This is a genomic window from Pseudarthrobacter quantipunctorum, assembly GCF_045291495.1.
GTDB classification, from domain to species: Bacteria; Actinomycetota; Actinomycetes; order Actinomycetales; family Micrococcaceae; genus Arthrobacter; species Arthrobacter quantipunctorum.
This window is the reverse complement of sequence record NZ_CP148033.1, coordinates 3,538,166-3,563,734: the sequence shown is the minus strand read 5'-3', so window position 1 is coordinate 3,563,734 and position 25,569 is coordinate 3,538,166. Positions and strand designations below refer to the sequence as shown.

At 65.9% G+C, this 25,569-nt stretch carries 25 protein-coding genes and 3 tRNA genes; 20 read left to right on the top strand and 8 right to left on the bottom strand.

Translation table 11 applies throughout. The features are described from left to right. Nucleotides 1–6: 6 nt before the first annotated feature. Nucleotides 7–846, top strand: a complete 840-nt coding sequence (locus WHH00_RS16215; protein ID WP_406634359.1) for an ABC transporter permease — start codon at nucleotides 7–9, stop codon at nucleotides 844–846. Between the two features lie 32 nt (nucleotides 847–878). Here WHH00_RS16215 and WHH00_RS16210 read toward each other — a convergent pair whose 3' ends face one another. The 4 genes from WHH00_RS16210 to WHH00_RS16195 all read right to left on the bottom strand — a co-directional run bounded on the left by WHH00_RS16210 (nucleotide 879) and on the right by WHH00_RS16195 (nucleotide 4,422). Continuing rightward, nucleotides 879–1,799 carry a cation diffusion facilitator family transporter gene (locus WHH00_RS16210; protein WP_406634357.1) on the bottom strand — a complete coding sequence of 307 codons (921 nt, stop codon included), beginning with the start codon at nucleotides 1,797–1,799 and terminating at the stop codon, nucleotides 879–881. Between the two features lie 10 nt (nucleotides 1,800–1,809). Then, entirely contained in the window at nucleotides 1,810–2,238 is a 429-nt protein-coding gene (locus WHH00_RS16205) for a metallopeptidase family protein (RefSeq protein WP_406634355.1), read from the bottom strand. 9 nt (nucleotides 2,239–2,247) lie between these two features. Next, the gene (locus tag WHH00_RS16200; RefSeq protein WP_406634353.1) at nucleotides 2,248–3,231 is read right to left on the bottom strand and encodes a DMT family transporter; all 984 of its coding nucleotides are present in this window, start codon (nucleotides 3,229–3,231) and stop codon (nucleotides 2,248–2,250) included. Between the two features lie 147 nt (nucleotides 3,232–3,378). Continuing rightward, complete coding sequence (locus WHH00_RS16195) at nucleotides 3,379–4,422, bottom strand: PHP domain-containing protein (RefSeq protein WP_406634351.1); 1,044 nt, start codon at nucleotides 4,420–4,422, stop codon at nucleotides 3,379–3,381. A 165-nt stretch (nucleotides 4,423–4,587) separates the two neighbouring features. Between WHH00_RS16195 and WHH00_RS16190 the strand changes: the two genes are divergently transcribed. The 10 genes from WHH00_RS16190 to WHH00_RS16145 all read left to right on the top strand — a co-directional run bounded on the left by WHH00_RS16190 (nucleotide 4,588) and on the right by WHH00_RS16145 (nucleotide 11,521). Beyond that, a tRNA-Glu gene (locus WHH00_RS16190) sits at nucleotides 4,588–4,660 on the top strand. A gap of 91 nt (nucleotides 4,661–4,751) precedes the next feature. Beyond that, nucleotides 4,752–4,825 (top strand) — tRNA-Asp (locus tag WHH00_RS16185). Between the two features lie 48 nt (nucleotides 4,826–4,873). Beyond that, nucleotides 4,874–4,949, top strand: a tRNA-Phe gene (locus WHH00_RS16180). 274 nt (nucleotides 4,950–5,223) lie between these two features. Beyond that, nucleotides 5,224–7,086: a BCCT family transporter gene (locus tag WHH00_RS16175; protein ID WP_406634349.1), complete on the top strand. Its 1,863-nt coding sequence runs from the start codon at nucleotides 5,224–5,226 to the stop codon at nucleotides 7,084–7,086. Between the two features lie 465 nt (nucleotides 7,087–7,551). Further along, nucleotides 7,552–9,147: a glycoside hydrolase family 68 protein gene (locus WHH00_RS16170; protein ID WP_406634347.1), complete on the top strand. Its 1,596-nt coding sequence runs from the start codon at nucleotides 7,552–7,554 to the stop codon at nucleotides 9,145–9,147. A gap of 122 nt (nucleotides 9,148–9,269) precedes the next feature. After that, nucleotides 9,270–9,743 (top strand): Asp23/Gls24 family envelope stress response protein, encoded by a 474-nt coding sequence (locus WHH00_RS16165; protein ID WP_231456967.1) that lies wholly within the window; start codon nucleotides 9,270–9,272, stop codon nucleotides 9,741–9,743. Continuing rightward, nucleotides 9,740–9,931 (top strand): DUF2273 domain-containing protein, encoded by a 192-nt coding sequence (locus WHH00_RS16160; protein ID WP_231456966.1) that lies wholly within the window; start codon nucleotides 9,740–9,742, stop codon nucleotides 9,929–9,931. Before WHH00_RS16165 ends, WHH00_RS16160 begins: the two co-directional genes overlap by 4 nt. Continuing rightward, nucleotides 9,928–10,308 carry a hypothetical protein gene (locus WHH00_RS16155; RefSeq protein ID WP_406634344.1) on the top strand — a complete coding sequence of 127 codons (381 nt, stop codon included), beginning with the start codon at nucleotides 9,928–9,930 and terminating at the stop codon, nucleotides 10,306–10,308. The genes WHH00_RS16160 and WHH00_RS16155 overlap by 4 nt, the downstream gene beginning before the upstream one ends. Further along, on the top strand, nucleotides 10,305–10,913 hold the full coding sequence (locus WHH00_RS16150) for a DUF6286 domain-containing protein (protein WP_406634342.1): 609 nt from the start codon (nucleotides 10,305–10,307) through the stop codon (nucleotides 10,911–10,913). The genes WHH00_RS16155 and WHH00_RS16150 overlap by 4 nt, the downstream gene beginning before the upstream one ends. Then, the gene (locus WHH00_RS16145) at nucleotides 10,910–11,521 is read left to right on the top strand and encodes a hypothetical protein (RefSeq protein ID WP_406634340.1); all 612 of its coding nucleotides are present in this window, start codon (nucleotides 10,910–10,912) and stop codon (nucleotides 11,519–11,521) included. The genes WHH00_RS16150 and WHH00_RS16145 overlap by 4 nt, the downstream gene beginning before the upstream one ends. A 7-nt stretch (nucleotides 11,522–11,528) precedes the next feature. On the opposite strand, the gene WHH00_RS16140 is transcribed toward WHH00_RS16145, so the two are convergent. Next, on the bottom strand, nucleotides 11,529–13,331 hold the full coding sequence (locus WHH00_RS16140; RefSeq protein ID WP_406634338.1) for a glycoside hydrolase family 13 protein: 1,803 nt from the start codon (nucleotides 13,329–13,331) through the stop codon (nucleotides 11,529–11,531). Nucleotides 13,332–13,472: 141 nt separating this feature from the next. Here WHH00_RS16140 and WHH00_RS16135 point away from each other — a divergent pair, with 141 nt between their 5' ends. The 5 genes from WHH00_RS16135 (at nucleotide 13,473) to WHH00_RS16115 (ending at nucleotide 18,135) form a co-directional block, all read left to right on the top strand. Further along, complete coding sequence (locus WHH00_RS16135) at nucleotides 13,473–14,759, top strand: ABC transporter substrate-binding protein (protein WP_406634334.1); 1,287 nt, start codon at nucleotides 13,473–13,475, stop codon at nucleotides 14,757–14,759. Nucleotides 14,760–14,765: 6 nt separating this feature from the next. After that, nucleotides 14,766–15,803 (top strand): carbohydrate ABC transporter permease, encoded by a 1,038-nt coding sequence (locus WHH00_RS16130; protein WP_406634332.1) that lies wholly within the window; start codon nucleotides 14,766–14,768, stop codon nucleotides 15,801–15,803. Further along, nucleotides 15,800–16,696 carry a carbohydrate ABC transporter permease gene (locus WHH00_RS16125; protein WP_406634330.1) on the top strand — a complete coding sequence of 299 codons (897 nt, stop codon included), beginning with the start codon at nucleotides 15,800–15,802 and terminating at the stop codon, nucleotides 16,694–16,696. Before WHH00_RS16130 ends, WHH00_RS16125 begins: the two co-directional genes overlap by 4 nt. Further along, nucleotides 16,693–16,941 (top strand): hypothetical protein, encoded by a 249-nt coding sequence (locus WHH00_RS16120; protein WP_406634328.1) that lies wholly within the window; start codon nucleotides 16,693–16,695, stop codon nucleotides 16,939–16,941. Before WHH00_RS16125 ends, WHH00_RS16120 begins: the two co-directional genes overlap by 4 nt. A 141-nt stretch (nucleotides 16,942–17,082) precedes the next feature. Next, nucleotides 17,083–18,135: a LacI family DNA-binding transcriptional regulator gene (locus WHH00_RS16115; RefSeq protein ID WP_406634326.1), complete on the top strand. Its 1,053-nt coding sequence runs from the start codon at nucleotides 17,083–17,085 to the stop codon at nucleotides 18,133–18,135. Nucleotides 18,136–18,155: 20 nt separating this feature from the next. On the opposite strand, the gene WHH00_RS16110 is transcribed toward WHH00_RS16115, so the two are convergent. Together WHH00_RS16110 and WHH00_RS16105 are read right to left on the bottom strand one after the other, a co-directional pair. Further along, a complete protein-coding gene (locus tag WHH00_RS16110) occupies nucleotides 18,156–19,052 on the bottom strand; it encodes a hypothetical protein (protein WP_406634323.1) in 897 nt (298 codons plus the stop codon). 34 nt (nucleotides 19,053–19,086) lie between these two features. Further along, on the bottom strand, nucleotides 19,087–19,893 hold the full coding sequence (locus tag WHH00_RS16105) for an exodeoxyribonuclease III (protein WP_231456955.1): 807 nt from the start codon (nucleotides 19,891–19,893) through the stop codon (nucleotides 19,087–19,089). A gap of 256 nt (nucleotides 19,894–20,149) precedes the next feature. Between WHH00_RS16105 and WHH00_RS16100 the strand changes: the two genes are divergently transcribed. From WHH00_RS16100 to WHH00_RS16085, 4 genes are read left to right on the top strand one after another with little or no spacing between them, the layout of a single operon-like run. Further along, on the top strand, nucleotides 20,150–21,649 hold the full coding sequence (locus WHH00_RS16100) for a CoA-acylating methylmalonate-semialdehyde dehydrogenase (RefSeq protein WP_406634321.1): 1,500 nt from the start codon (nucleotides 20,150–20,152) through the stop codon (nucleotides 21,647–21,649). Beyond that, complete coding sequence (locus WHH00_RS16095) at nucleotides 21,649–22,770, top strand: enoyl-CoA hydratase/isomerase family protein (protein WP_406634319.1); 1,122 nt, start codon at nucleotides 21,649–21,651, stop codon at nucleotides 22,768–22,770. The genes WHH00_RS16100 and WHH00_RS16095 overlap by 1 nt, the downstream gene beginning before the upstream one ends. Beyond that, the gene (gene mmsB, locus WHH00_RS16090; protein WP_406634317.1) at nucleotides 22,767–23,756 is read left to right on the top strand and encodes a 3-hydroxyisobutyrate dehydrogenase; all 990 of its coding nucleotides are present in this window, start codon (nucleotides 22,767–22,769) and stop codon (nucleotides 23,754–23,756) included. The genes WHH00_RS16095 and mmsB overlap by 4 nt, the downstream gene beginning before the upstream one ends. Further along, complete coding sequence (locus tag WHH00_RS16085) at nucleotides 23,753–24,529, top strand: enoyl-CoA hydratase (protein WP_350000886.1); 777 nt, start codon at nucleotides 23,753–23,755, stop codon at nucleotides 24,527–24,529. The genes mmsB and WHH00_RS16085 overlap by 4 nt, the downstream gene beginning before the upstream one ends. Here WHH00_RS16085 and WHH00_RS16080 read toward each other — a convergent pair. Continuing rightward, nucleotides 24,516–25,493, bottom strand: a complete 978-nt coding sequence (locus tag WHH00_RS16080) for an NAD(P)/FAD-dependent oxidoreductase (RefSeq protein ID WP_406634315.1) — start codon at nucleotides 25,491–25,493, stop codon at nucleotides 24,516–24,518. The two genes, WHH00_RS16085 and WHH00_RS16080, sit on opposite strands and share 14 nt — an antisense overlap. Nucleotides 25,494–25,569: the final 76 nt, after the last annotated feature.

The following is a 25,569-nucleotide window of genomic DNA, read 5'->3' as shown; positions in this document are numbered from 1 at the left end:
GAGGGCATGGCGGCCGTGGCAGGGCCGCGGGGAGCCCGGATGTCACTCCTGCTGTCCGAAATCGCGGTCCTTTTCCGCCGTCGCCGGACCTGGGCGCTGCTGCTCGCGCTGGCCGCCATTCCGGTGCTGATCGCGGTGGCTGTGAGGGTCTCCTCGGCGGTTCCCCCCGGGCGCGGCCCGGCCTTCCTGGACCGGATCACGCAGAACGGACTGTTCGTCGCGTTCACCGCAATGCTGGTCTCCGTCCCGCTGTTCCTGCCGCTGACGGTGGGTGTGGTGGCGGGTGACACCATCGCGGGCGAGGCCAACCTGGGAACGCTGCGGTACCTGCTGGTTGCGCCGGCGGGACGGGTCCGTCTGCTCCTGGTGAAATACGCCGGCGCCCTGGCGTTCTGCCTGGCCGCACCCCTCAGTGTTGCGATCGCCGGTGCCGCCATCGGTGCAGCCCTTTTCCCCGTGGGCCCGGTGACCTTGCTGTCAGGGGATGTCATCCAGCCGCCGGAGGCTGTGCTCCGGCTCCTCCTGATCTCGGCGTACCTGGCCGTCTCCCTGGCCGGGCTGTCCGCCATAGGGCTCTTCCTCTCCACCTTGACCGTGGTGCCGGTGGGCGCCATGGCTGCCACGGTGGTGCTCTCGGTGGTTTCCCAGGTCCTGGACCAGCTGCCGCAGCTCGAATGGCTTCACCCGTGGCTGTTCAGCCACTACTGGCTGGGGTTCGGGGACCTGCTCCGGCAGCCGGTGCTGTGGGACTCCTTCGCCAGCAATGCGCTGCTGCAGGCGGGATACGTTGCCGTGTTCGGTGCCCTCGCCTACGGGCGTTTCGTCACCAAGGACGTTTTGAGCTAGGCAGGGTCAGGAATCCCAGCCGGCACGTGTCCTCAGGCGTGCTGGTGAGCCTCATGCTCAGAATGGCTGGCTGGCTCCAGCTGGAACGTGCAGTGGTCCGTATCGAAGTGCGAACCCAGGCAGGTGATCAGCTTGTCCAGCAACTGGTCGGCGCCGCGGGCGTTGAGCACCCCGTCCTCCACCACCACATGCGCGGAGAAGACGGGGACACCCGAGGTGATGGTCCAGATGTGGATGTCATGCACGTCCGTGACTCCCTCCACGGAGAGGATGTGCTCCCGGATCATCTGCACTTCCACGCCTTTGGGGCTGGCTTCCAGCAGCACATCCACCACGTCGCGGAGCAGGCTCCAGGCGCGGGGCAGGATCATCAGGGCGATCAGGACGGAGGCGATGGTGTCCGCCGCCTGGAAGCCGGTCACCATGATCACCACGGCCGCGGCAATGACGGCGAAGGAACCCAGGAGGTCACCCAGGACCTCCAGGTAGGCGCCCCGCACGTTGAGGCTTTCCTGGTGTGCTCCGCGCAGGATCATCAGGGACGCCACGTTTGCGGCCGCGCCGAGGACGGCGGCGAACAGCATGATGTCCGTCTGGACTTCAGGCGCGGCACCGATCCGGCGGATTGCCTCGCTGAAGATGACCACGGAGATCACGATCAGGATCAGGGCATTTGCCAGCGCAGCCAGTACCTCGGCCCGCTGGTACCCGTAGGTTCGTTGGTCGCTGGCGGGCCGACCCGCAATCCACGCCGCCAGCAGGGCGATCGTCACGCCCGCTGCGTCGGAGAGCATGTGGCCGGCGTCGGCGAGCAGGGACAGCGAGCCGGAGAGGACCGCGCCGGCAACCTGGACCAGGACCACGGCCAGCGTGATGGCAAGGACGGCAATAAGCCGCTTCCGGTGCCGGCCTGTTGCTGTGATGCCGTGGGTGTGGCTGTGGTCGTGTCCCATGCCTACAAGGCTAGCCCCAGCCGAGCTCGTGCAGCCGGTCGTCATCAATGCCGAAGTGGTGGGCTATCTCATGCACCACCGTCACGGCCACTTCGTGGATGACGTCCTCCCGGGATGCGCAGATGTCCAGGATGGGCTCCCGGAAGATCGTGATCCTGTCCGGCAGGGACCCGGCGTCCCACCAGGAGTCCCGCTCGGTCAGGGGCACGCCCTCATAGAGTCCCAGCAGGACGGTGTCCGGATCCTCCCCGGGCTTCGGTACATAGTCGTCGTCGATGAATACCGCCACGTTGTCCATGGCGCGGGCCAGCTTGTCCGGGATGCTGTCCAGGGCGTCCTGGACGGCAGTCTCGAATTCGTCCTCGGACATGGTGAAGCGAAGGGGTTCACTGGGGCCTTCGGGGGCGGTGGGCAGGCCCGGCGGCAGGCTGGCTGGCATACTCCGACTCTAGCGGGAACCGGCCACCCCGGCTCCCCGCGGATTCCGGCTCCTGCGCCGGGTCAACGCCACGCCCACCAGGCAGACCAGGCCGCCGATCAGGCCCAGGAATGCGGGGACCTCACCCAGCAGCAGCCAGGAGATCAGGATGGTGGTTCCCGGCACCAGGTAGGTGGTGGCGGCCAGCTTCCCGGCGTCCACCAGCGAAAGCGCGTACGCCCAGGTGGTGAAGGCAATGGCAGTGGGGAAGATCCCCAGATAGATGAGCCCCCATGTGGCCTGTGGCGGGGCGGCCTGCACTTCGCTAACCAGCTGGCCTGCAAAGGGCAGGCAGCAGAGCGCACCCACCAGGATCCCGAACCAGGTGGCCTGCGCGGCCGGAAATTTGCGCAGCACAGGCTTCTGGACGATGACGCTCACGGCGGCGAGCACGGCGGCAAGGAGGCACAGCAGCACGCCCGCCACGTCCGTCGTCGGCCGTTCCCCCGGCCCGGAGGACTGGGCTGATCCGAAGGCGATCAGCGCCACGCCGGCAAAGGCAACCAGGCTGCCGATGATGAGCCAGCGCGGGAAGCCCTCCCTGAGAAAGATGCCAGCCATGATGGCCACCAGGATGGGGTTGACGTTGATCAGCAGGGCGCTGGTGCCCGCGTCAAGGACGTGTTCGGCGGCGTTCAGGGCCACGTTGTACCCGCCGAACCACATCACCCCGTAGGCCAGGATCGGCCACCATTCCCGGCCCCTCGGCAGGAGGCGGGTCTTCAGCAGCTGCGGCAGGACCAGCAGGGAGAGCACGACGGCGGCGATCGCCAGCCTGCCCAGCGTCAGGGAGCCGGGGGAGAAGTGGGGGCCGATCGCCCGGATCCCCACGAAGGCCGATGCCCAGAGGACCACGGTAACCACCATCGCTGCCACGCCGAGGGCCCTGACCGGGGTTGCGGCGGGGTGGGGAGGTGCGGGGGCCGTCGGGTTGGCGGGGCTGGTTGGAGGCATGCAGCAAATCTATCCGGGGGCACGGCCGGCTGACTGGCGGAAATCAGCCACGTCTGCACAACTTCCTGCCAAAAAGTTCCAGCGGACGTTCCCGGGTGCCTTCCCGGGCCGGGCCGCGACGTGGCGACCGCCCGTGCCCCGGCAGGTTCAGCGCGGCGCCGCCCATTCCAGCAGGCGTTCCAGGGGCCAGGTGGTGATGATCCGGTCGGCGGGAACGCCGTTCTTCTCCGCGCGCTCGGCGCCGTACTGCAGGAAGTCGAGCTGGCCGGGTGCATGGGCATCGCTGTCGATCGAGAACAGGCAGCCGGCGTCGAGGGCGAGCTGGATCAGCGCATCGGGCGGGTCCTGGCGTTCCGGCCGGGAATTGATCTCTACCGCCACGCTGTGTTCGGCGCAGGCGGCGAACACCTCCTTGGCATCGAAGTCCGACGGCGGCCTCGTCCCGCGGGACCCCTCCACCAGGCGCCCGGTGCAGTGGCCCAGGACGTTGGTGTGCGGGTCCTGGATGCCGCCGAGCATGCGGCGGGTCATGGTCCTGCTGTCAGCGCGCAGCTTCGAATGGACGCTGGCCACCACAATGTCCAGGCGGTCCAACAGTTCCGGCTCCTGGTCCAGTTCCCCCGATTCCAGGATGTCCACTTCGATGCCTGCCAGCAGCCGGACCGGCGTGCCCGGCGTGCCGTCCCCGTCCGGTGGGGGCCCGGCGTTGATCGCATCCACCACGTCCAGCTGCTGGAGCAGGCGTTCGGCGGAAAGTCCGTTCGCAATGGTGAGGTTGGGGGAGTGGTCTGTCAGTGCGAGGTATTCCCTGCCCAGCACGCCGGCGGCTGCCACCATCAGCTCAATGGGGGAGCCGCCGTCGGACCATTCACTGTGGCTGTGCAGGTCTCCCCGCAACATCTCCCGCAGCCCTGCGCCCCCGGAGACCAGCGGCCGGGCACCCTTCTCCCGGAGATCCGCCAGGTAATCCGGAACCAGGCCCTCCACGGCCTGGCGGATCACCTGGTAGGTCCGGTCGCCGATGCCCTTCATGGACTTCAGCCGGCCGTTCACGGCGCGCGCGGCCACTTCCTCCGGCGGCAGCGGGCTGATGGCCGCCGCCGCCTTGCGGAATGCCTGGACCTTGAAGGTGGCAGCGCGTCCGCGCTCCAGCCAGAAGGCGATCTCGTTGAGTGCTGCTACGGCATCCATCCGTCCATCTTCACCCGTTCCGCCCGCTCCGTGGCGGTGTTTTTGGCCGATTTTGGATAATTCCTGCCTAGGCCCTATAGTTTTAGAGTCCAGTTCGGAGAAACGCAAAGGACAAAGACGGAAAGCCCCGCTTGACGCCTTTTATTTTGTTCCGAACGGGTTCTGGCCCCCATCGTCTAGCGGCCTAGGACACCGCCCTTTCACGGCGGCGGCACGGGTTCGAATCCCGTTGGGGGTACGCGAGGAACTGGTCAAACAGACTGAAAATGTCTGGTAGGCTGGAAGCCTTGAAAAAAGCGGTAGAGATACTGCTGAAGCAAGAAACGCAAGGCCCTGTAGCGCAGTTGGTTAGCGCGCCGCCCTGTCACGGCGGAGGTCGCGGGTTCAAGTCCCGTCAGGGTCGCTCTGATTGTTGGAAGAGATTCCGGCTGTCATGGTGACTAGTCACCTAGGCTCTGTAGCTCAGTTGGTAGAGCGTTCGACTGAAAATCGAAAGGTCACCGGATCGACGCCGGTCGGAGCCACCACTGGGAAGCATCAGTTCTTCGGAACTGGTGCTTTTCTTATTTTCCGGGCCTACAGTTAATGGCCCGCAGGGAGCACGTCTCGATCCGGCATCAATACTCCCGGGGCCTGCCAATTTCCCGCCCCGCGGCTTTTCGGGTTCCGTAAACTTGCTGGCTGCACGGCCGTGGACACGCGGCAGCGGCATAAGAGAACACATACGAACAGACGAACGTACACGAGACGAACCTGCACAACGCAGTCTGAGCGCACACAGCGCATAAGGAGAAACTGGGAATGTCCGCCACACCTGGCACCAGGACCATCAGCCAACCACCCGGGGAAACACCTCCCGCCCATAAGAAAGCGGCGGATCGGCCGCCCGGAACCGGCGGTCAGCAACTCGCCAGATGGGTCTTCTGGCCCGCCGCCGGAACCATCATTGTTTTTGTCCTCTTCGCCACGATTTTCCCTGCGGCTGCCACAGAGATCTTCACCACCATCCAAGGCAACGTCATCAACTGGTTCGGCTGGTACTACGTGGCAGCCGTTGCACTCTTCGTGGCGTTTTCCCTCTGGATCGGCCTCAGCCGTTATGGCGACATCAAGCTCGGCCAGGACGATGACGAGCCCGAGTTCTCTGTAGTGTCCTGGTTCGCCCTGCTCTTCGCGGCGGGCATGGGCATCGGTCTGGTCTTCTTCGGTGTGGCCGAGCCGCTGAACCACTTTGCCGCGCCCCGGCCCGGTGTGGAGGGATCCCCGCTGGAGCTCGCCCAGCAGGCGATGACGCAGACCTACCTCCACTGGGGCCTCCATGCCTGGGCCATCTACGTTGTGGTGGGCGTATCCATTGCCTACGCAGTCCACCGCAGGAACCGCCCCATCTCTATCCGCTGGACGCTCGAGCCGCTCCTGGGCCGCAAGCGCGTTTCCGGCGGATGGGGCAACCTGATCGACGTCGTGGCCCTGGTAGGCACGCTGTTCGGTGTTGCCACCTCCCTGGGCCTTGGCGTCCTGCAGATCTCCGCCGGACTTGAACAGGCCAACATTCTCCAGGCCACCACCATGACGCAAATCGGTTTGATCCTCTGCATCATCACGCTGACCATCATTTCGGTGGTGTCCGGTGTGGGCAAGGGCATGAAGTGGCTCTCCAACACCAACCTGGTCCTGGCCGCACTCCTGATGCTGGTGGTGCTGTTTACCGGCCCCACGCTGTTCCTGCTGCGCGAGTTCGTGCAGTCGATCGGGCACTACCTCCAGAACGTTGTAGGCCTTACGTTCAACACCCTCGCCTTTTCCGGTGCAGAGGGCGAGGCATGGCAGGCCGCCTGGACCACCTTCTACTGGGGCTGGTGGATCTCCTGGGCGCCGTTCGTCGGCATCTTCATCGCCCGTATTTCCAAGGGTCGCACCGTCCGGCAGTTCGTCGCCGGCGTACTCCTGGTACCCACCGCCATGGGCTTCCTGTGGTTCTCCGTCCTGGGCGGCGCCGCCATCCACCGCGAGCTGTTCGGCAGCGGCGGGCTCATCGCCGACGACGGCACCGTGGATACCGAGGGCGCCCTGTTCAACCTGCTGGGCAGCCTGCCCGGCGGGGTTGTCCTCACCGTGGGCGCAATTCTCCTGATCGCCATCTTCTTCATCACCTCGGCGGACTCCGGTGCCCTGGTCATGGGCATGATCTCCACCGGCGGAGACGTGGAACCCCGGAACTGGCTGCGCATCTTCTGGGCGCTGGCCGCCGCCGCTGTTGCCATCGCCCTGCTCCTGGCCAATGGACTGCAGGCCATCCAGACCGCGGCCATCCTCACCGCCGTGCCCTTCAGCGTGGTCATTATCCTGATGTGTATCTCCACGGCCAAGGCCTTCCACCGGGAACATGAGACCCTGATGCGCGCACAGCGCAAGCTGGCCCGCGACCAGATGGCCGCCCATGTCACGGAGCAGGTCCAGGACTCCATGCATGACTCGGTCCAGGAGCACTACCAGGAGCACGTCGCGGAACAGATCCAGGACTCCGTCCAGGAGCACTACCAGGAGCACCTGGCGGACCAGGTCCAGGACCAGGTCAGTGAAGCCGTGGAGGCCCATCTGACCGAACGCCTGGCTGCAGGCGAGGCCGCGGGCACAGCGCCCGCCGGAACGCCCAAAGCGTAGAGCCGCCGCCGTCACCCAAGTCCCGGTTCCGGGCAAAAGGGAGGCACCTGTCCAGCCGGGCAGGTGCCTCCCTTTTCCGTGGCCGGACCACAAAAGGGTCCCGGCCAAGGGGTGGCATTTCTCACCTTTGCGCGGCCGAAAGGCAACATTTGATCTTGGCTGAAGGTTGTGGCACGCGCGCGTTAGGGGTTAGGTGTAAGCGCTTGCGCAAAAGTGGCCAATGCCCCGAATCGGGCCATGAAACCTGGTTTGATCTCTGCCTTGGAGCCTGTCTACGGTGGAATCACGGCCAGGAAAGCACCACAGTCCGGGCCTCTTCTACGGGGACTACCCAACCCCGTTCCCCCCTTGATACAACGGCGTCCCCGATGACGCCTGCCGTGTCCACCGGGCCGCCGGAGTTCGAAGGGCATGGGCATCCGCCCGTCTTCCACGAACAGTTATAACTCCGCGAGAAGAGCAACAATGCACAAGCACCCCCAATCACCCCGGATGCTGCGGTGGCGCCCCGCCGCCGCAGCACTGGCCACAGCCGTGGCTGCCTCGGCCTTCCTGGCCGTTCCCTCGGCACAGGCCAACGAGCCGGCAGATCCGCCGGCCGCCGAGCAGATGCCGGCCCCCACCCCCGGATTCCCCCTCCCCACGGAACACACGCAGGAAGCCTTCGACCCGGCGTCGGACTTCACCTCCAAGTGGACCCGCGCCGACGCCAAGCAGATCATGGCGCAGAGCGACCCCACGGTGGCCCCCGGTGAGAACTCCATGAGCCCCGACGTCACCATGCCGGAAATCCCCGAGGATTTCCCCGCCATGAACGACGACGTATGGGTCTGGGACACCTGGTCCCTCACCGACGAAAACGCCAACCAGATCAGCTACAAGGGCTGGGACGTCGTCTTCTCCCTGGTGGCCGACCGCCACGCCGGCTACGGCTTCGACCAGCGCCACTGGAACGCACGCATCGGCTACTTCTTCCGCAAGACCAACGCGGATCCCGCCAAGGACAAGTGGAACTACGGCGGCCACGTCTTCGCCGACGGCGCCTCCATCGGCAACACCGAATGGTCCGGCTCCACCCGCCTGATGCAGGGCAACCAGGTGAACGTGTTCTACACCGCCACCACGTTCTACGACGTTGCCGAGCGCAACGCGGGCGGCGGCGGAATCGCCCCGGACGCGGCCATTGCCAAGGCGCTGGGAAAGATCCATGCCGACGAGAACGGCGTGACGTTCGACGGGTTCAAGCACACCAAGCTGCTGGAGCCGGACGGCGAGATGTACCAGACCAAGGAACAGAACCCGGGTTTCGCCTTCCGCGACCCCTACACCTTTGCCGACCCGGCCCACCCGGGCAAGACCTTCATGGTCTTCGAAGGCAACACCGGCGGCACCCGCGGCGAATACGAATGCAAGCCCGAGGACCTCGGCTACCGCCCCGGCGATGCCAATGCCGAGTCCGTTGACGAGGTCAACAGCAGCGGAGCCTACTACCAGACAGCGAACGTGGGCCTGGCAGTGGCGGACAACAAGGACCTGACCAAGTGGTCCTTCCTGCCGCCGATCCTGTCCGCCAACTGCGTGAACGACCAGACCGAGCGTCCGCAGATCTTCATCCAGAATGAGGGCGGCAAGAACAAGTACTACCTGTTCACCATCAGCCACCAGTTCACCTACGCAGCCGGCATGCGCGGCCCGGACGGCGTCTACGGCTTCGTCGGCGACGGCGTCCGCTCGGACTACCAGCCCATGAACAACAGCGGCCTGGCCCTGGGCTCGCCCACGGACCTGAACCTGCCGTCCGAGTCCCCGGAGGCACCCACTCCGAACCAGAACGGCCGCCAGTTCCAGGCGTACTCGCACTACGTGCAGCCGGGCGGACTGGTCCAGTCGTTCATCGACAACGTGAACGGCGTACGCGGCGGTTCATTGTCGCCCACCGTGAAGATCAACTTCCGGGACGGCATCTCGCAGGTGGACCGGACCTTCGGCCAGGACGGCCTTGGCCCGTTCGGCTACCTGCCCACCAACGTCCGCGTTGGCGGCGAAGGCCACTACAAGTAGAACCCACTGCCCAACAGGTGCAGGGTACAGGCAGGGACGTCCGGATCACGGGCGCCCCTGCCTGCTGCCGTTAAGTCACCGCCGGGGATAGGGTGGGGATCAAACAGAAGGGGGAGTGCCTGATGGAATACCAGAACCCACAACCCAACCAGGGGATGCAGCACCGCGCCGTGCCGGCTCCTGTACCCGGCCCCGGCCGCACGGTAATTTCCGAGACAGCCGTCGCCAAGGTGGCGGGCATAGCTGCCCGCTCCGTCCCCGGTGTCTACTCCCTGGGCTCGGTTCCGTCACGCGCGCTCGGCGCCATCCGTGACGCCGTCGGCAGTTCCGACCACGCCGCCGGGGTGCGCGCCGAAGTCGGGGAAACGCAGGTGGCCGTGGATATCAGCCTGGTGGCGAGTTACGGGACACCGCTCCACTCGCTGGCCAACGCCGTGCGCGCCGCCGTCTACCGGGCGGTCGAGGAGCTCGTTGGACTGCAGGTGATCGAGGTCAATGTGGAGGTCACCGACGTCTACATTCCGCCACCGGTCAAACCCGCAGCTTCCGGTCCTGCTGACATGCCCGGCACAACTGAAAGGGAGGCGCTGCTGTGAACCTCACCGTGGCCGGCGCAGCGATGGGCGCCTTCGTCGCCTTCATGTCCCTGCAGTTCGGGTTGTGGGGCTTCCTTGTCGCCCTCCTCTTCATGGCCATCGGGGCACTCCTGGGCCGGGCCGCGGAAGGGAAACTGGACCTTCGCGGCGTCCTGGACGCCATCATCGGCCGGCGCTCGTCCTCATGAGTTCCACAGCCCCGGCCGTCCGGGGCCAACAGCTGAGCGGCCACAACCGCATCAGTACCCAGGCCCTGACAAGCCTCGCCAAAGCCGCAGCAGCCCACTTCCTCGGGGTGGAACCGGAAGATGTCCGTGCTGACTGGACGGACGACGACGGCCTCCTGGCGCTGTCCCTCGTCGCACCTATCAGCATGCCGCCGTTGAGTGCGGTGGTCCAGGATCCCTCGCGCGTTGAGGGGACCGGTGGTTCCATTTGGGACCGGACCGTGAGGGCAAAAGCCGGCATCCTGGCAGCGGTGGCGGAGCTCAGCGGTTCCGGGCTGAGCCGGGTGGACATCAGGATCACCGGAGCAAAGATCAGTGAAGGGGGGCGGGTGCGATGAACCGCCATGGTGAAGGCCAAAGCCCGGATATGGACCGGATCCTGCGCCGTGAAACCCGGTCAACGCGTGCTGCGGTGGCCACCGCAGCAGCCGTCCTGGTCATTGTGCTGGCAGCCTATGGGCTCCTTGAAGCAGGCGTCCACGCAGTAGGGCAACCGGCCTGGCTGATTGAACCGCAGGTGGCCGCGGAACGCCTGGTTGCCCTGCCGGCGGGAATTCCCCCACTGTTGCTGGGCGCCATCGGTGCTGTGCTGGCAATGGTCGGCCTGGTCTTCCTCCTCAACGGGGTTCTGCCCGGTCGCCGCGCCCGCCACCGCATGGGTGGCGGCCCGGGCGCCGGCGCCCCGGCCGTTGTGGTGGACGATGAAGTCATTGCCTCCTCGTTGGCGAGGCGGGCCCGGCTTGCCGCGAACGTCACGCCGGAACAGGTCATGGTTGTGGTCGCCCGGCGGCAGGTAATGGTGAATGTCCGTCCCACCTCGGGTGTGCCTGTAAACCAGGATTCGGTCCTCGCGGCAGTCCGGAGCGAAGTGGACGCCATGGCACTGGAGCCCCCTCCCGAGGTTCGCGTGAATGTGGCGACATCCGGAGTGATCGGCGCATGAACAGTACCCCCACCCTCCTCAACCGCATCCTGGTCGCGGCCCTGGGCCTGCTGCTGCTTGGAGTCGGCTGCCTGCTGATGTTGCTGGCCGCCGTACCGGCCGTAGCGTCCTGGTGGCGGGCCTGGTCAGCGGACGCATGGAGCGGAATCAACGCGGCGTTTAACGCCACACGGTTTCCCGGGCGGTCCGAGAGTTGGCTGTGGATCCTGGTGGCACTGGCCCTGCTCGTGCTGATCGGCCTCATGGTGGCCTGGGTTGCCCAGCAGGGCAAAGGGCGGGCCGATGTCCTGGCCGTCGAGTACGATCCCGGTGAGGTCCCGGGCGATGTGCGGATCGGCGGGGGAGTGGCGGAGCAGGCGCTGAAGCATGCGCTCGCGCACCGTCCCGACCTCGCCGGCGCCACGGTCACCACCTATGACGTCAAAGGCATGCCCGCGCTGAAGGTCCGGCTCCTTCCACGGCAGGGTGTGGCCCCGCACCTGCTCGCAGATGAAGTGTCGGTCCTGGTGTCAGCCCTGGAACGGGCGGTGGGAAAGGACATCCCCGTATTGATCCATATCGGGGCCGGAGCGCGGACGCGCTTCCGCAGGGCAGAGCGCGTCCGCTGACCGTCTCCTAGCTCCGGGTCAAGTACACGGCGCAGTCCACGGGAACCTCATGCATCAGCTCCCACTCCGCGGCAGGCTCCGGTCCGCTGGAGAGCGTCACGGACCAGCCTTCGGGGATGGGCGCAGACGCGAAGCCCATGTTGGCGATCACCAGGACATCCCGGTTGTGGAACGCCAGCAGGCCGCTTTCCGGTGCGTGGACCTCGGCCCAGGCCAGGGAGCCGGTGCCGAGGCGCCGCCCAGACCGGAAGGTGAGTGCTGCGCGGTACAGCTCCAGGATGGACCCTTCCTCGCCATCCTGCTGATCGGCGGCAAGCGCCCCAAATTCCGCAGGCTGGGGAAGCCAGGGGGACGCCGGTTCGCCCTGGAATGAATCCGCGAAACCGTAACCGGGCTTGTCCGCGGCCCAGGGAAGCGGCACCCGGCAGCCGTCCCGTCCGGTTTCAGCGCCTTGGGTGCGGAAGAAGGTGGGGTCCTGCCGTGCCTCGGCCGGAAGCGTGGTGTGCTCGGGCAGTCCGAGTTCTTCGCCCTGGTACAGGTAGGCCGAGCCCGGCAGCGCCAGCTCAACCACTGTTGCGGCCCGGGCGCGGGCCAGCCCCAGGGCAGTGTCCGGCTGTTCGTCACCTGCGGCGATGCCCTTGGGGAACGTAGTGGGATCCGTCAGGCCGAAGCGGGTGCAATGGCGGACGGTGTCGTGGTTGCTCAGCACCCAGGTGCACGGGGCACCCACCGCTGCGGCCGCCTTCAGCGACGCATCGATTGCCTCGGCCATGCGCTCGGCGTCCCAACCGGCCATCAGGAAATCGAAGTTGAAGGCCTGCTGCATCTCATCCTGCCGGACGTAGAGCGCCAGGCGTTCCGCCGGTTCCACCCAGGCCTCGGCCACCATCATCCGGTCGCTGCCGTACTCGGACAGGACGCGGTGCCAGTCCCGGTAGATCTCGTGCACGCCGTCCTGGTCAAAGAAAGGCGAGGGCGGATACACCGGGGATACCGCGCGGTGCGGCTCCTCCGCGTTGGTGTGGGCGCCGGGTGCATCACCGGGAGGGGACGGTTCCCGTGGAACCTCAGAGGTGCCCTCCACCATGGCGGCCACCCCGTCCCAGTCGGGAAGGCCCTGCTCCTTGACCATCCCGTGGGCTACGTCCACACGGAAACCATCAACACCGCGGTCCAGCCAGAAGCGGAGGACAGAGCGCATTTCCTCCCGTACCTCCTGGTTTTCCCAGTTCAGGTCAGGCTGCTTGGTGTCGAAGAGATGCAGGTACCACTCTCCTGCGGAACCGTCCGCTTCGGTGACCCGGGTCCAAGCGGCTCCGCCGAAAATCGACTTCCAGTTATTGGGTGCCCGGTTGCCGTCACCGGAGCCCGGCACCTCGTCCTTGCCCGGGCGGAACATGTAACGGTCCCGTTCCGGGGACCCGGGCCGGGCGCTGAGCGCAGCCCGGAACCAGTCGTGCTCGTCCGAGGTGTGGTTGGGGACAAGGTCCACGATGACCTTCAGCCCGCGGCGGTGAGCTTCCCGCAACATGGCGTCGAAGTCCTCGAGGGAACCAAAAAGGGGATCCACCTGCCGGTAATCTGCCACGTCGTAGCCGCCGTCGGCCTGGGGCGACTTGTAGAACGGGGAAAGCCAGATGGCATCCACGCCCAGCCGCTCCAGGTAGGGCAAGCGGTCCAAAACCCCGCGCAGGTCACCCATGCCGTCGCCATTGCCGTCGGCGAAGGAGCGGGGGTAGATCTGGTAGACGACGGCGTCGGCCCACCATTCCCCAGTTTGGTCAGAGGCAGGAACGCTCGGCTTGGACATTAGGTTCCTCTCAGATAACTTTTTGATGTAAACGCTTGCATTGCCGACAGCAACCTTACTAGTGTGATGGTCACCACAACAACCTCACCAAAACAACCGCACTGTCGACTTACTTGTCACTCAGCGAGGAGCTTCAAGCTAATGAAAACCCCTAGATTCCTACTCCCGGCTGCCACCGCCGGCGTCCTGGCCCTGACCCTCACCGCTTGCGGCGGGGGAGGTGGAGGCGGGACCACGGGAGGCGGCAGCGACGCCGAAGCCAACCTCGAGGGCCGCGGGCCCATCACATATGTACAGGGCAAGGACAATAACAACGTGGTCCGTCCCCTCATTGAAAAGTGGAACGCCGAGCACCCGGATGAGCAGGTCACCTTCAAGGAACAGACAGACCAAGCCGACCAGCAGCACGACGACCTGGTGCAGAACTTCCAGGCTAAAACCGATGACTACGACGTGGTGAGTGTCGACGTCGTCTGGACTGCCGAATTCGCAGCTAAGGGGTGGCTGCAGCCCCTCAAGGACAAGATGGCTATTGACACGAACGGCATGCTTGAAGCTCCCGTTGAGTCGGCCTCCTATAAGGGCACGTTGTACGCCGCTCCGAAGGACTCCGACGGCGGCATCCTCTACTACCGCAAGGACCTGGTTCCGGAAGCACCCAAGACTTGGGACGAAATGATGGGGATGTGTTCCATCGCCAAGGAAAACAACATCGGCTGCTATGCGGGCCAGTACAAGCAGTACGAGGGCCTGACGGTTAACGCTTCCGAAGCCATCAACTCGGCCGGCGGTTCTGTTCTCAACGACGACGGCAAGCCCAACCTGACCACCCCTGAAGCCGAGGAAGGCCTGAACAACCTGGTTGAGGCTTTCAAGGACGGCAACATTCCAGCTGAGGCCATTACTTACCAGGAAGAGGAAAGCCGCCGCGCATTCCAGGAGGGCAAGCTGCTGTTCCACCGCAACTGGCCCTATATTTACAGCCTCATCACCACTGAGGGATCTTCTGCCGTGAAGGATAAGTTCGGCATGGCACCCCTGCCCGGCAAGGACGGTCCCGGTGCTTCCTCCCTTGGCGGTCACAGCGCGGCTATCAGCGTCTACTCCAAGAACAAGGCCACGGCACTGGACTTCATCAAGTTCCTCACCAATGAAGAACAGCAGAAGTTCTTCGCGAACCAGGCTTCTCTCGCCCCGGTGCTGAGTTCCCTGTACGAGGACCAGGAACTTGTTTCCAAGCTGCCGTACCTGACAGTCCTTCAGGAGTCGATCGCCAACGCAGTGCCGCGTCCGGTCACCCCGTTCTACCCGGCTGTCACCCAGGCCATCCAGGAGAACTCCTACGCTGCGCTCAAGGGCGAGAAGTCTGCTGAGCAGGCGCTGGCCGACATGCAAAAGTCGATCGAATCCGCCAGCGCAGGATCGTAGTAGGCAATGGCAACCGAATTGGGCCCGACGCCGGCAACTAAGCCGGCGTCGGGCGGGACCCCGGTCCACCACGGACCCAAGGGCGTAGGGGAAGACAACAAGATCCTCAGCCAGGGCAAGTGGGCCTCATGGCTTCTTGCCCCAACCATCATTGCGCTGGGCATTGTGATCGTTTACCCGATCATCAGCGCGATCATCATGTCCTTCCAGAAGGACGCCGGACTCGATCCAGTCACAGGCCTCTTTACTGAAGGTGGCCCGGCGGGCATCCAGAACTACGTGAACTGGCTGGGCCAGCAGTGCGCTGCTCCAGGCGGCGGAACCGTCGCGTGCCCTCCCGGCACGCTGGGAGGCCAGTTCTGGTCTGCCACGGGAACAACCTTCCTTTTCACGGTCATTACCGTCGCCTTTGAAACCATCCTTGGTTTCTGGATGGCCATGATCATGGCGCGGACCTTCAAGGGTCGCGGACTCGTCCGTGCGGCTGTGCTCGTTCCGTGGGCCATCCCCACCGCCGTTACCGCCCAGCTGTGGCTCTTCATGTTCGATTTCAATGGCATCATCAACAAGCTGTTTAATGTCTCCATCCTGTGGACCGGCAGCGAGTGGCCGGCAAAGTGGGCCGTGATCATCGCTGATACGTGGAAAACCACTCCGTTCATGGCATTGCTCATCCTTGCGGGCCTGCAGATGATCCCGGCGGAGGTCTACGAGGCTGCCAAGGTGGATGGCGCTACTGCCTGGCAGCGCTTCCGGCTCATCACGCTTCCGCTGGTGAAGCCGGCGCTGATGGTGGCCATCCTGTTCCGTACCCTGGACGCCCTGCGCATGTTCGACCTTCCGTACATCCTCACCGGCGGTGCCAACAACACCACCACGCTGTCCATCCTGGTGATCAACCAGATCAGGCAAGGGTTCAACTCAGCGGCCGCCTTGTCCACCATTACGTTCATCATCATCTTCCTGGTCGCATTCATCTTCGTCCGGTTCCTTGGTGCCAACGTCGTGGAGCAAAGCGGAGCCACCGGTAAGGGGAAGAAATGACAACCACAACTGCTTCCACGGAGCTGCGGGCACGGCAGGACAAGGGCCGCAAGGCCGCCCAGAACCGTGAAAAGTGGGCGAGTGCCCGCACGTATATCAGTGCCGTCGTCATCCTGATCTGGTGCCTTGCGCCGGCCTACTGGATGGTGGTAACGGCGTTCCGCGAGGTGGGCTTCACCTACGATACGACGCCCTGGCCCACACACGTGACGATGGACAATTTCATCACGGCCTTCGATACGTCGTTCGGCAACAGGTTCGGCCAGGCCCTGTTGAACAGCATTTTCATCGGGGTCACTGTCACGGTCATCTCCCTGGTGATCGGCGTCTTTGCGGCTTATGCCCTGGCCCGCCTGAATTTCAGGTTCAAGTACTTGGTATTGGGCTTCATTCTGGGCGCCTCCATGTTCCCCGGCGTTGCCCTCATCACCCCGCTGTTCCAGCTGTTCACCAACATCGGCTGGATGGGAACGTACCAAGCGCTGATCATCCCGAACATCTCCTTCGTCCTGCCGCTGACCGTCTACACGCTGACGTCCTTCTTCCGGGAAATGCCGTGGGAGCTGGAGGAATCAGCCCGTGTTGATGGCTGCACGCAGGGGCAGGCATTCCGGAAAGTGATCATGCCCCTGGCAGCTCCGGCAATCTTCACCACGGCGATCCTGGCGTTCATCTCCTCCTGGAACGAGTTCCTGATCGCCAGCCAGCTGTCGAATGAGGCCACAAAACCGGTCACTGTTGCCATCGCCAGCTTTGCCGGTGCCCAGCCGAACCAGATCCCCTACACGGCCATCATGGCCGCGGGCACCATTGTCACCATTCCGCTGGTGATCCTGGTGCTCGTCTTCCAGCGCAAGATCGTGGCCGGCCTTACGGCAGGTGCGGTCAAGTGACGGGCGACGCTTCCCGCTCCCGGCCCACGGGGGCGGGAAGCGACCGCCGCCGGGCCAGGTCCGGCGAGGATTTTGACATCATCATCGGGTTCCTCGGCTTCTGGGCACTGGTCCTGTTCGTGGTCACACTGTGGATGGAGCTGACGGCCCAGCCAGCCCTTGGCTGGGCGTTGGGCCTGCTGGTCACGCTCCTGGCGCTGTATGGAATGGTGCGGCTGCGGCGCCGCCTGCCGGACCGGAGGTAGCACCCGCGGCAGTACGGCCGCGAGTGCTACCTCCGGTCGGGAAGGTAACACTGCGATGCAAGCCGGCGCCCGAAATACCATGGCAGAGGGCATCGCATAGAAGCAGGGCGCATGCCTGCAGGGAGTATATGAGGGGACACCGTGGGACGCACAAGTGAAAGGTCTCAACGGGGCGGCCACAGCGGGGTCAGCATTGAAGACGTGGCGGCAGCCGCGGGAGTGTCCACCGCCACCGTCTCCCGGGCGGTCCGGGGACTGCCCCGGGTGTCACCGGCAACGCGGCAAAAGATCCTCGAAGTGGCTGGAGACCTGGGCTATGTGGCCTCCAGCTCGGCCTCGGGCCTCGCCACCGGCCGGACCAAGACCATCGGGGTGCTGGCGCCTTTTGTGAGCCGGTGGTTCTTTTCCAAAGCCATCGAGGGTGCGGACCGGGAACTGCACGCCCGCAACTACAACCTTTCCCTGTTCAACCTGGGCGGGCACGGCAGCAACCGGGAACGGCTCTTCAGCAAGACCATGGTCTATAAACAGATCGATGCGCTGCTGGTCCTGTGTATGGCCCTGACCCATGAGGAACTCGAGCACCTGCAGAAAATCGACATACCCCTGGTGGTGGTGGGCGGCCATGTCGAGGAATGCGCCTACATCGGGATAGACGACTATGCGGCAGCCTCCACGGCTGTACGCCACCTGATCGACCTGGGCCACCGGGACATCGCGCTGCTGCACGGCGACGACGAGACAGACCTGAACTTCGACGTCCCCCGCGTCCGCATCCTGGCGTTCAAGGACGTGATGACGGCGGCCGGGCTTCCCACCCGGCCCGAATGGGACGAATGGGGCGACTTCACGGTCCGCAGCGGCCAGGCCGCCTTCCGCCGGCTCTGGTCCAAGCCCGGGGCGAAGCCAACCGCCATCTTCTGTGCCTCGGACGAGATGGCCATGGGCGTGATCTTCGAAGCTTCCCGCCTCGGCGTCCGGGTGCCGGAGGACCTGTCTGTGGTGGGCATCGACAACCACGATTTCGCCGAGGCCGTGGGCCTGACCACGGTGGGCCAGCGGCCCGACGAACAGGCCGAGCTGGCCACCAAGATGCTCCTTGACGAACTTGACGGGGAAACCGGTGCCGTCCGGTCCGCCGTCGCGCCCCATGAACTGATTGTCAGAAGGACCACGGCGCCGCCCCAGCCCTAGCAGCCCCGGGCCTGGGCAGTCTAGGAGGCGCGCGCCAGCTGCCGGATGGGAATCCAGCGGGACGCCAGCCGGCGGTAGGCGGCAGCAGCACCGGTCATGTCGCCCTCCGCGAGGCACTCGATGCCCAGCCTGATGTCCATGGGGGATTCGTCCGGGTACACCTTGTCCGCAACAGCACCGTAATCAAGCTCCACCATGGAGTCCACGTGGAACAGTTCAAGCCACTCGGTGAGCTGGGCAAGATCGTCCAGCATATCCAGGTCCGGCGCCGCCAGTGCCAGGTTGGCCACCGCGTAGCGCGCTCGCTCCAGGGCCTCGGTGATGGGCGCCCACACCCGCACCGTGACGATCCGCCCCCCGGACTCCACAACGTCCTTATGGTCCGATTCCATGAACAGTGAGAACCAGCTGAACGGGATTCCCCACGTGGAGGCCCGGGTGTGCACGCGGGTTGAGCCGTCGCGGGCCTTCACCTGGTCGATCCGTTCCTGGTGCTTGTCCCGCTGTTCCTCGGGAATCAGTAGTTCCGCCAGCGGGCCGTGGATGCCCTCCATCAGGGCATTGGCCGCCAGGCCGGCACGCAGCACCAGCTGGCTGGGGCAGTACAGCAGCACAGGCTCCGCGGCATCGCCGTCGGCGGGAGGTTCACCGGCACTGCCGCCGGAGGGTGCCGGGAGGCTCGTGACGCGCACCAGGTCAGTGCGTCCGGTGGGGAAGGGGTCGCCTCCGGAGCGCGTGATGCGCCCCAGCGAGGCGAGCAGTTCGGCGTTCTCGACGGCGGCGCGGGAGGCAGTGCGCGCCCCTGCCTCCTGGATCGCCTGGCGCTGCTCTTCGGGGAAGGCGTCCAGCGGTTCGTAGACGCGCAGGGTTGACGAGAACGGCAGGCCGGCCTGGCCCCGGTAAAGGCTTCCGGTCATGACGGCCTCCTTGCGTGGGTCCAGGACACGGTCATCAGTCCGCCAGTTCCACCAGAACGGGGGCGTGGTCCGACGCGCCTTTGCCTTTGCGCTCCTCGCGGTCAATGGAAGCGCCGGTGACCCGTGCTGCCAACGCCGGGGAGGCCAGCACGAAGTCGATCCGCATGCCTTCCTTCTTGGGGAAGCGCAGCTGGGTGTAGTCCCAGTAGGTGTACACGCCCGGTCCCGGCGTGAAGGGGCGCACCACATCGGTGAAGCCTGCCGACTCGAAGGCATGGAACGCGGCGCGTTCCGGCGGGCTGACGTGGGTGTAGCGGTTGTTGACGAACAGGTCGATGTCCCACACGTCCTCGTCGAAGGGCGCGATGTTCCAGTCGCCCATCAGGGCCACCTGGGCGCCCGGATCCTGCGTTACGAGCTCCTGGGCGTGGGTCTTCAGGCTCTCCAGCCACTTGAGCTTGTACGGCATGTGTTCGTCATCCAGTGAGCGGCCGTTGGGGACATAGAGGCTCCAGATACGGACGCCGGCGCAGGTTGCCGCCATGGCGCGGGCCTCCTGGACCGGGTCCTTCCCCGCCTTGCCGAAAGAGGGCTGGTCAAGGAACGTCCGCTCAACGTCCTCCAGGCCCACGCGGGAGGCGATGGCAACACCGTTCCACTGGTTCACACCGAAGTGCGCAACCTCGTAGCCCATGCGTTCAAAGAGTTCCCACGGGAAGTTATCGTCCTTGCATTTGGTCTCCTGGATGGCCAGGACGTCGCAGTCGCTGCGCTGAAGCCAGGCTTCAACGCGGTCGGCGCGGGCACGGAGCGAGTTCACATTCCAGGTAGCTATTTTCACAGTTCCTAACCTACCTTGAGCGCCGGAAATGCGGACGGGGGCAGGGCGCCAAAACGGGGCGCAATGGCGCGGACACGCCCGCGCATACAGGTCCATTCGGCAGGACCCGGCGCCAATGTGCCCCGGGACGGCGGCGCGTGGCGCGTGCCGGGGCCGGATGAGCAGGGACGGGATGAGGCCCGGTGGAAGTTAGTAGGAAGTCCGAGTATATTCGCAACCAGAATGACCTGGATCACATGCGAAGGAGCGTGCAGTCATGGTCCGCGAGCTGTCCCATTACATCGGCGGGCGCCGCGCAGCAGGCCTGTCGGGCCGGTTTGGCGATGTCTTTGACCCCTGCAGCGGCCAGGTCCAGGCCCGGGTGCCGCTTGCCGGCCGGGAAGAGGTTCACAGCGCTGTTGGCGTTGCGGAAAAGGCGCAGGCGGAGTGGGCGGCCATGAATCCCCAGCGGCGGGGGAGGATCCTGCTGCGGTTCGTGGACCTGGTCAACCGGGACCTGGACTCGCTCGCCCGGCTCCTGTCCTCCGAGCACGGGAAGACCCTCGCCGACTCGAAAGGCGACATCCAGCGCGGCCTGGAGGTGGTGGAGTTCGCCGCCGGGGCGCCCCACCTGCTCAAGGGTGAGTTCTCCAGCGACGCCGGTCCGGGGATAGACATCCACTCGCTCCGCCAGCCCCTGGGCGTGGTAGCCGGCATCACGCCGTTCAACTTTCCCGCCATGATCCCGCTGTGGAAGTCCGGCCCTGCCCTGGCTGCCGGTAACGCGTTCATCCTGAAGCCCTCCGAGCGGGACCCCTCGGTGCCGCTCCGGCTAGCCGAGCTGTATACGGAAGCGGGCATCCCGGACGGGGTGTTCAACGTGGTCAATGGCGCCAAGGAAGCAGTGGACGCGCTGCTGGAGGATCCGCGGGTCAAAGCGGTGGGCTTTGTGGGTTCCACCCCGATTGCCCAGTACATCTACGCCACGGCCGCCGCCCACGGAAAGCGGGCCCAGTGCTTCGGCGGGGCCAAGAACCATATGGTGGTCATGCCCGACGCCGACCTGGACCAGGCAGCCGATGCCCTGATCGGCTCCGGGTACGGCTCCGCCGGGGAACGCTGCATGGCCATCTCCGTGGCGGTGCCCGTAGGGGAGGAAACAGCGGAGCGGCTGGTGGCCAAACTCAAGGACCGCGTGGCAGCCCTCAAGGTGGGCCACAGCTTTGACCAGGAATCCGACTTCGGCCCGGTGGTGTCTGCCGACGCCAGGGAACGCATCGAGGGCTACATCCAGGCGGGGGTTGACGCCGGCGCCACGCTCCTGGCGGACGGCCGGGGGCTCAGCGTGCCGGGCCACGAGGGCGGCTTCTGGGTGGGTCCCACCCTTTTCGACCACGTCACACAGGACATGCCGATCTACCGCAACGAGATCTTCGGCCCTGTCCTGTGCGTGGTCCGGGCGGCGGACTACGACGAAGCGCTCGAGCTGTGCACCAGGAACGAGTTCGGCAACGGCGTGGCCATCTTCACCCGCGACGGCGATGCCGCCCGCGACTTCGCCACCCGGGTCGATGTGGGCATGGTGGGCATCAACGTCCCCATCCCCGTGCCGATCGCCTTTTACACGTTCGGCGGCTGGAAGGCCTCGGGCTTCGGCGACCTGAACCAGCACGGCGCGGACGCCTTCCGCTTCTATACCAAGACCAAAACGGTCACCACACGGTGGCCCTCGGGAATACGGCACGGAGCCAGCTTCGTGATGCCGGAAGGAAGTTGATGACGGACAATGCGGCACAGGGCACGGCTGATGAAGGGGCTTCAGGGGACAGCGGGGAGGTGCTGTTTGAGCGCCGCGGCCGGCTGGGCGTCATTACCCTGAACAGGCCTAAGGCGGTCAATGCGCTCACGGCCGGCATGGTGGGGCAGCTCCTGGAGCAGCTCACCGCGTGGGCGGACGACGACGGCGTTGCCACGGTCCTGGTGCAGGGCGCCGGAGACCGGGGCCTCTGCGCCGGCGGCGACATCGTGGCGATCTACCGGGACATGCTGGCGGGCGGGGAGCAGACCGCCCAATTCTGGGCCACCGAGTACCGGGTCAATTCACTGATTGCCCGCTATCCCAAGCCGTATGTGGCCCTGATGGATGGGCTGGTGCTGGGCGGAGGGGTAGGAATTTCCGCGCACGGGTCACTCCGGGTGGTCACGGAACGCACGCGGACAGGGATGCCGGAAACCACCATCGGCTTCGCTCCTGACGTGGGCGGGACGTTCCTGCTGTCCCGCGCCCCCGGCGAAACGGGCACCCACGCAGCCCTGACCGGGGCCCACCTGAGCGGAGCGGACGCCCTGTTCCTTGGCCTGGCCAGCCACTTCGTCCCGTCCGACAAACTGCCCGGCCTCGTGGCGGCGCTGGAAAACGAAACGGCGGAAGCCGCCGTCGTGCGTTACAGCACGGAGGCCCCGCCCTCGGCACTGCAGGGACAGCAGGACTGGATCGACGCCTGCTACTCCGCAGATGACGCAGAGGAAATCGTCCGGCGCCTGCGGGGACGCGAAGGAGAGGGAAGCGCCGACGCCTTACAGGCGGCGGACGCCATCGAGGCGAAGTCGCCAACGTCCGTCAAGGTGACGCTGGACGCCCTCCGCCGCGTGAAAGGCTGCACCCTGGACGAAGCCCTGGCGCAGGAATACCGGGTGGGCCTGCGGTTCCTGGAGGCACCGGATTTCCGGGAGGGCATCCGTGCGCAGGTGGTGGACAAGGACCGGAAGCCGCGCTGGAAGCCGCCCACCCTGGCTGAGGTGGCGGCGGACCAGGTGGAGCACTTTTTTGCGCCGCTGGGCAGCCGGGAACTGGACCTTCAGGGCGTGGAACCGCAGCAAAAAGGAGCCTGGCCATGACCGAAAAGTACACTGTCGCCTTCCTGGGCCTCGGCCACATGGGCGGTCCGATGGCCGTAAACCTGGTCAAGGCCGGCTATGCAGTGGCCGGCTTCGATGTGGTCCCTGCAGCCCTTGAAGCCGCCAGGGCCAGCGGCGTGCCGGTTGCCGGGAATGCCGCTGAAGCCGTCTCCGGGGCGGACGTGGTCCTTACCATGTTCCCCAGCGGCCGGCATGTCCTGGACGCCTACCGTGGCCAGGAGGGGCAGCCCGGACTGCTCGCGGCGGCGAAGCCCGGGACCATGTTCCTGGACTGCTCAACCATCAACGTGGACGAGGCCAGGGAAGCGGCATCCCTCGCCGTTGACGCCGGCCACCGCTCCGTGGATGCCCCGGTCTCCGGCGGAGTGGTGGGGGCGGAAGCAGGCACCCTCACCTTTATGGTGGGCGCGGATGTCGCGGACTTTGAGGCGGTGCGGCCGCTGCTGGACGTAATGGGCAAACGCGTTGTCCACTGCGGCGCCCACGGCGCAGGCCAGGCCGCCAAAATCTGCAACAACCTGATCCTGGGCGTCTCCATGATCGCCGTCAGCGAGGCATTTGTCCTGGGGGAGAAGCTGGGCCTGAGCCACCAGGCGCTGTTCGATGTGGCCTCCGCGGCCTCCGGACAGTGCTGGGCCCTGACCACCAACTGCCCGGTGCCCGGCCCCGTTCCTACCAGCCCCGCCAACCGCGGCTACCAGCCAGGTTTCGCCGGCGCCCTGATGGCCAAGGACCTCTCGTTGGCCGTCAACGCCCTCAACAGCACCGGGGTGGCTGCCCGGATGGGCCCGCTGGCCGCGGAGATCTACGGTACGTTTGCGGCAGGGGAGGGCGCGGGAAGGGACTTTTCCGGCATCATCACCGACATCCGCGATATGTCCGGCCACAGGGCGGACGGCGGACCATACAACCCAGCTGGCAGTGCACCGCACGGCGCAGCGCAGGACGACGGGAGCCCGGAGTGACCGAATACGCCAACATCCTCGTGGAGCAGCGGGGGCGGGTGGGCCTGGTGACATTGAACCGCCCGCAGGCCCTGAATGCCCTGAACAAAGCCACCATGGAGGAACTGGTGGCCGCGGTGAAGGCCATGGACGCCGATCCCGGAGTGGGGGCGGTTGTCATTACCGGCTCCGGCAAGGCCTTCGCAGCGGGAGCCGACATCAAGGAGATGGCGGCGCAGGGCTACATGGACATGTACGCCGCCGACTGGTTCCGCGGCTGGGAAGACTTCACCCGGCTGCGCATACCCACCATCGCTGCCGTCTCGGGCTTCGCCCTGGGCGGGGGCTGCGAACTGGCCATGATGTGCGACCTGATCATCGCCGGAGACAACGCGAAGTTCGGCCAGCCGGAAATCAACCTTGGTGTCCTGCCCGGAATGGGCGGCTCACAGCGGTTGACCCGCGCCGTGGGCAAGGCCAAGGCCATGGACCTGATCCTTACGGGCCGGTTCATCGGGGCAGAGGAGGCCGACCGCTGCGGCCTGGTGTCCCGGGTGGTCCCCGCCGAGGACGTGGTGGACGAGGCCCTGAAGGCCGCGGAGGTGGTTGCCTCCAAGTCCCGGCCCGTGGCCATGGTGGCCAAGGAAGCCGTGAACGCCGCCTTCGAAACCGGGCTGGCCCAGGGCGTCCTGTTCGAGCGCCGGCTGTTCCACTCCCTCTTCGCCACCGAGGACCAGAAGGAAGGCATGGCGGCGTTCACGGAGAAGCGCCAGCCGGAATTCAGGCACCGGTAGGCGCCAGTGCCCTCCTGTAGGCGTCAACATCCGCTGCCAGCTCCTCAGCCATCAGGTGGTTGTTGATTACGACGGCGGTCCAGGCGGCAGTCGCCGCGGAGGCCAGCACCTGGGCCTTCAGGTCCGTGACATTGCCCGCGGCCCACACGCCCGGGACCTGCGTGCCGCCGTCGGCATCCGTTTCAAGGTAGGTTCCCGCTCCTGACGGATGTCCGGACGGAGCCAGGCAGAGGCCGGCGAAGGCGTCCAGCCGGGCATGGACCCGGGGCCCCACCACCAGCGCCTCCACGGCAACCTCGGGGCCTCCAGCCAAGGCGACGCCCCGAAGCCGGTCCTGTTCAACCCGGACGGCCTCCACCTCCCCGCCCACCACCCTGATTCCGCGCGCCGCCAGCTGTTCGGATTCGGCCTCGGACGGGGCAACCCTGTTGTTCAGGAACAGTGTGATGGTGCTGCTCCATTGCCGGAAGAGCAGGGCCTGGTGCACTGACCACGGGCCGTTCCCCAGGATGCCGATGGCCTGGTCCCGCACTTCCCAGCCGTGGCAGAACGGGCAATGCAGCACGTCCCTGCCCCAGCGCTGACGCAGCCCAGCGACGGCGGGCAGTTCATCGGTGAGCCCGGTGGCAATCAGCAGGCGCCGGCCGCGAAGCTGCGTGCCGTCGTCGAGCGTTACGTCGAAGCCCTGCGCCAGGCCGCCGCCGGCAGCCACAACCCGGCCCTGGAGCACCGCTGCCCCGTAGCCCTCAGCCTCCGTCCGGGCGACGGCAAGGAGCCCGCCGGGGCTGATCCCGTCCCGTGACAGGAAGCCGTGGACCCCTGCGGCAGGGGCATTGCGTGGTTCCCCGCTGTCCACCAGGGCCACGGAACGGCGGCTGCGGCCCAGCATCTGGGCGGCGCTCAGCCCGGCGGCGCCGCCGCCAACGATCAGGACGTCATGGAGTGTTTCTATGTTTTCAGTCATGCCTCCAATGCTGTTGGGTTGGCTTCCTAGCTGGCAAACTTATTTGCTGGAATGGCAAACTGTATCCATGGATATC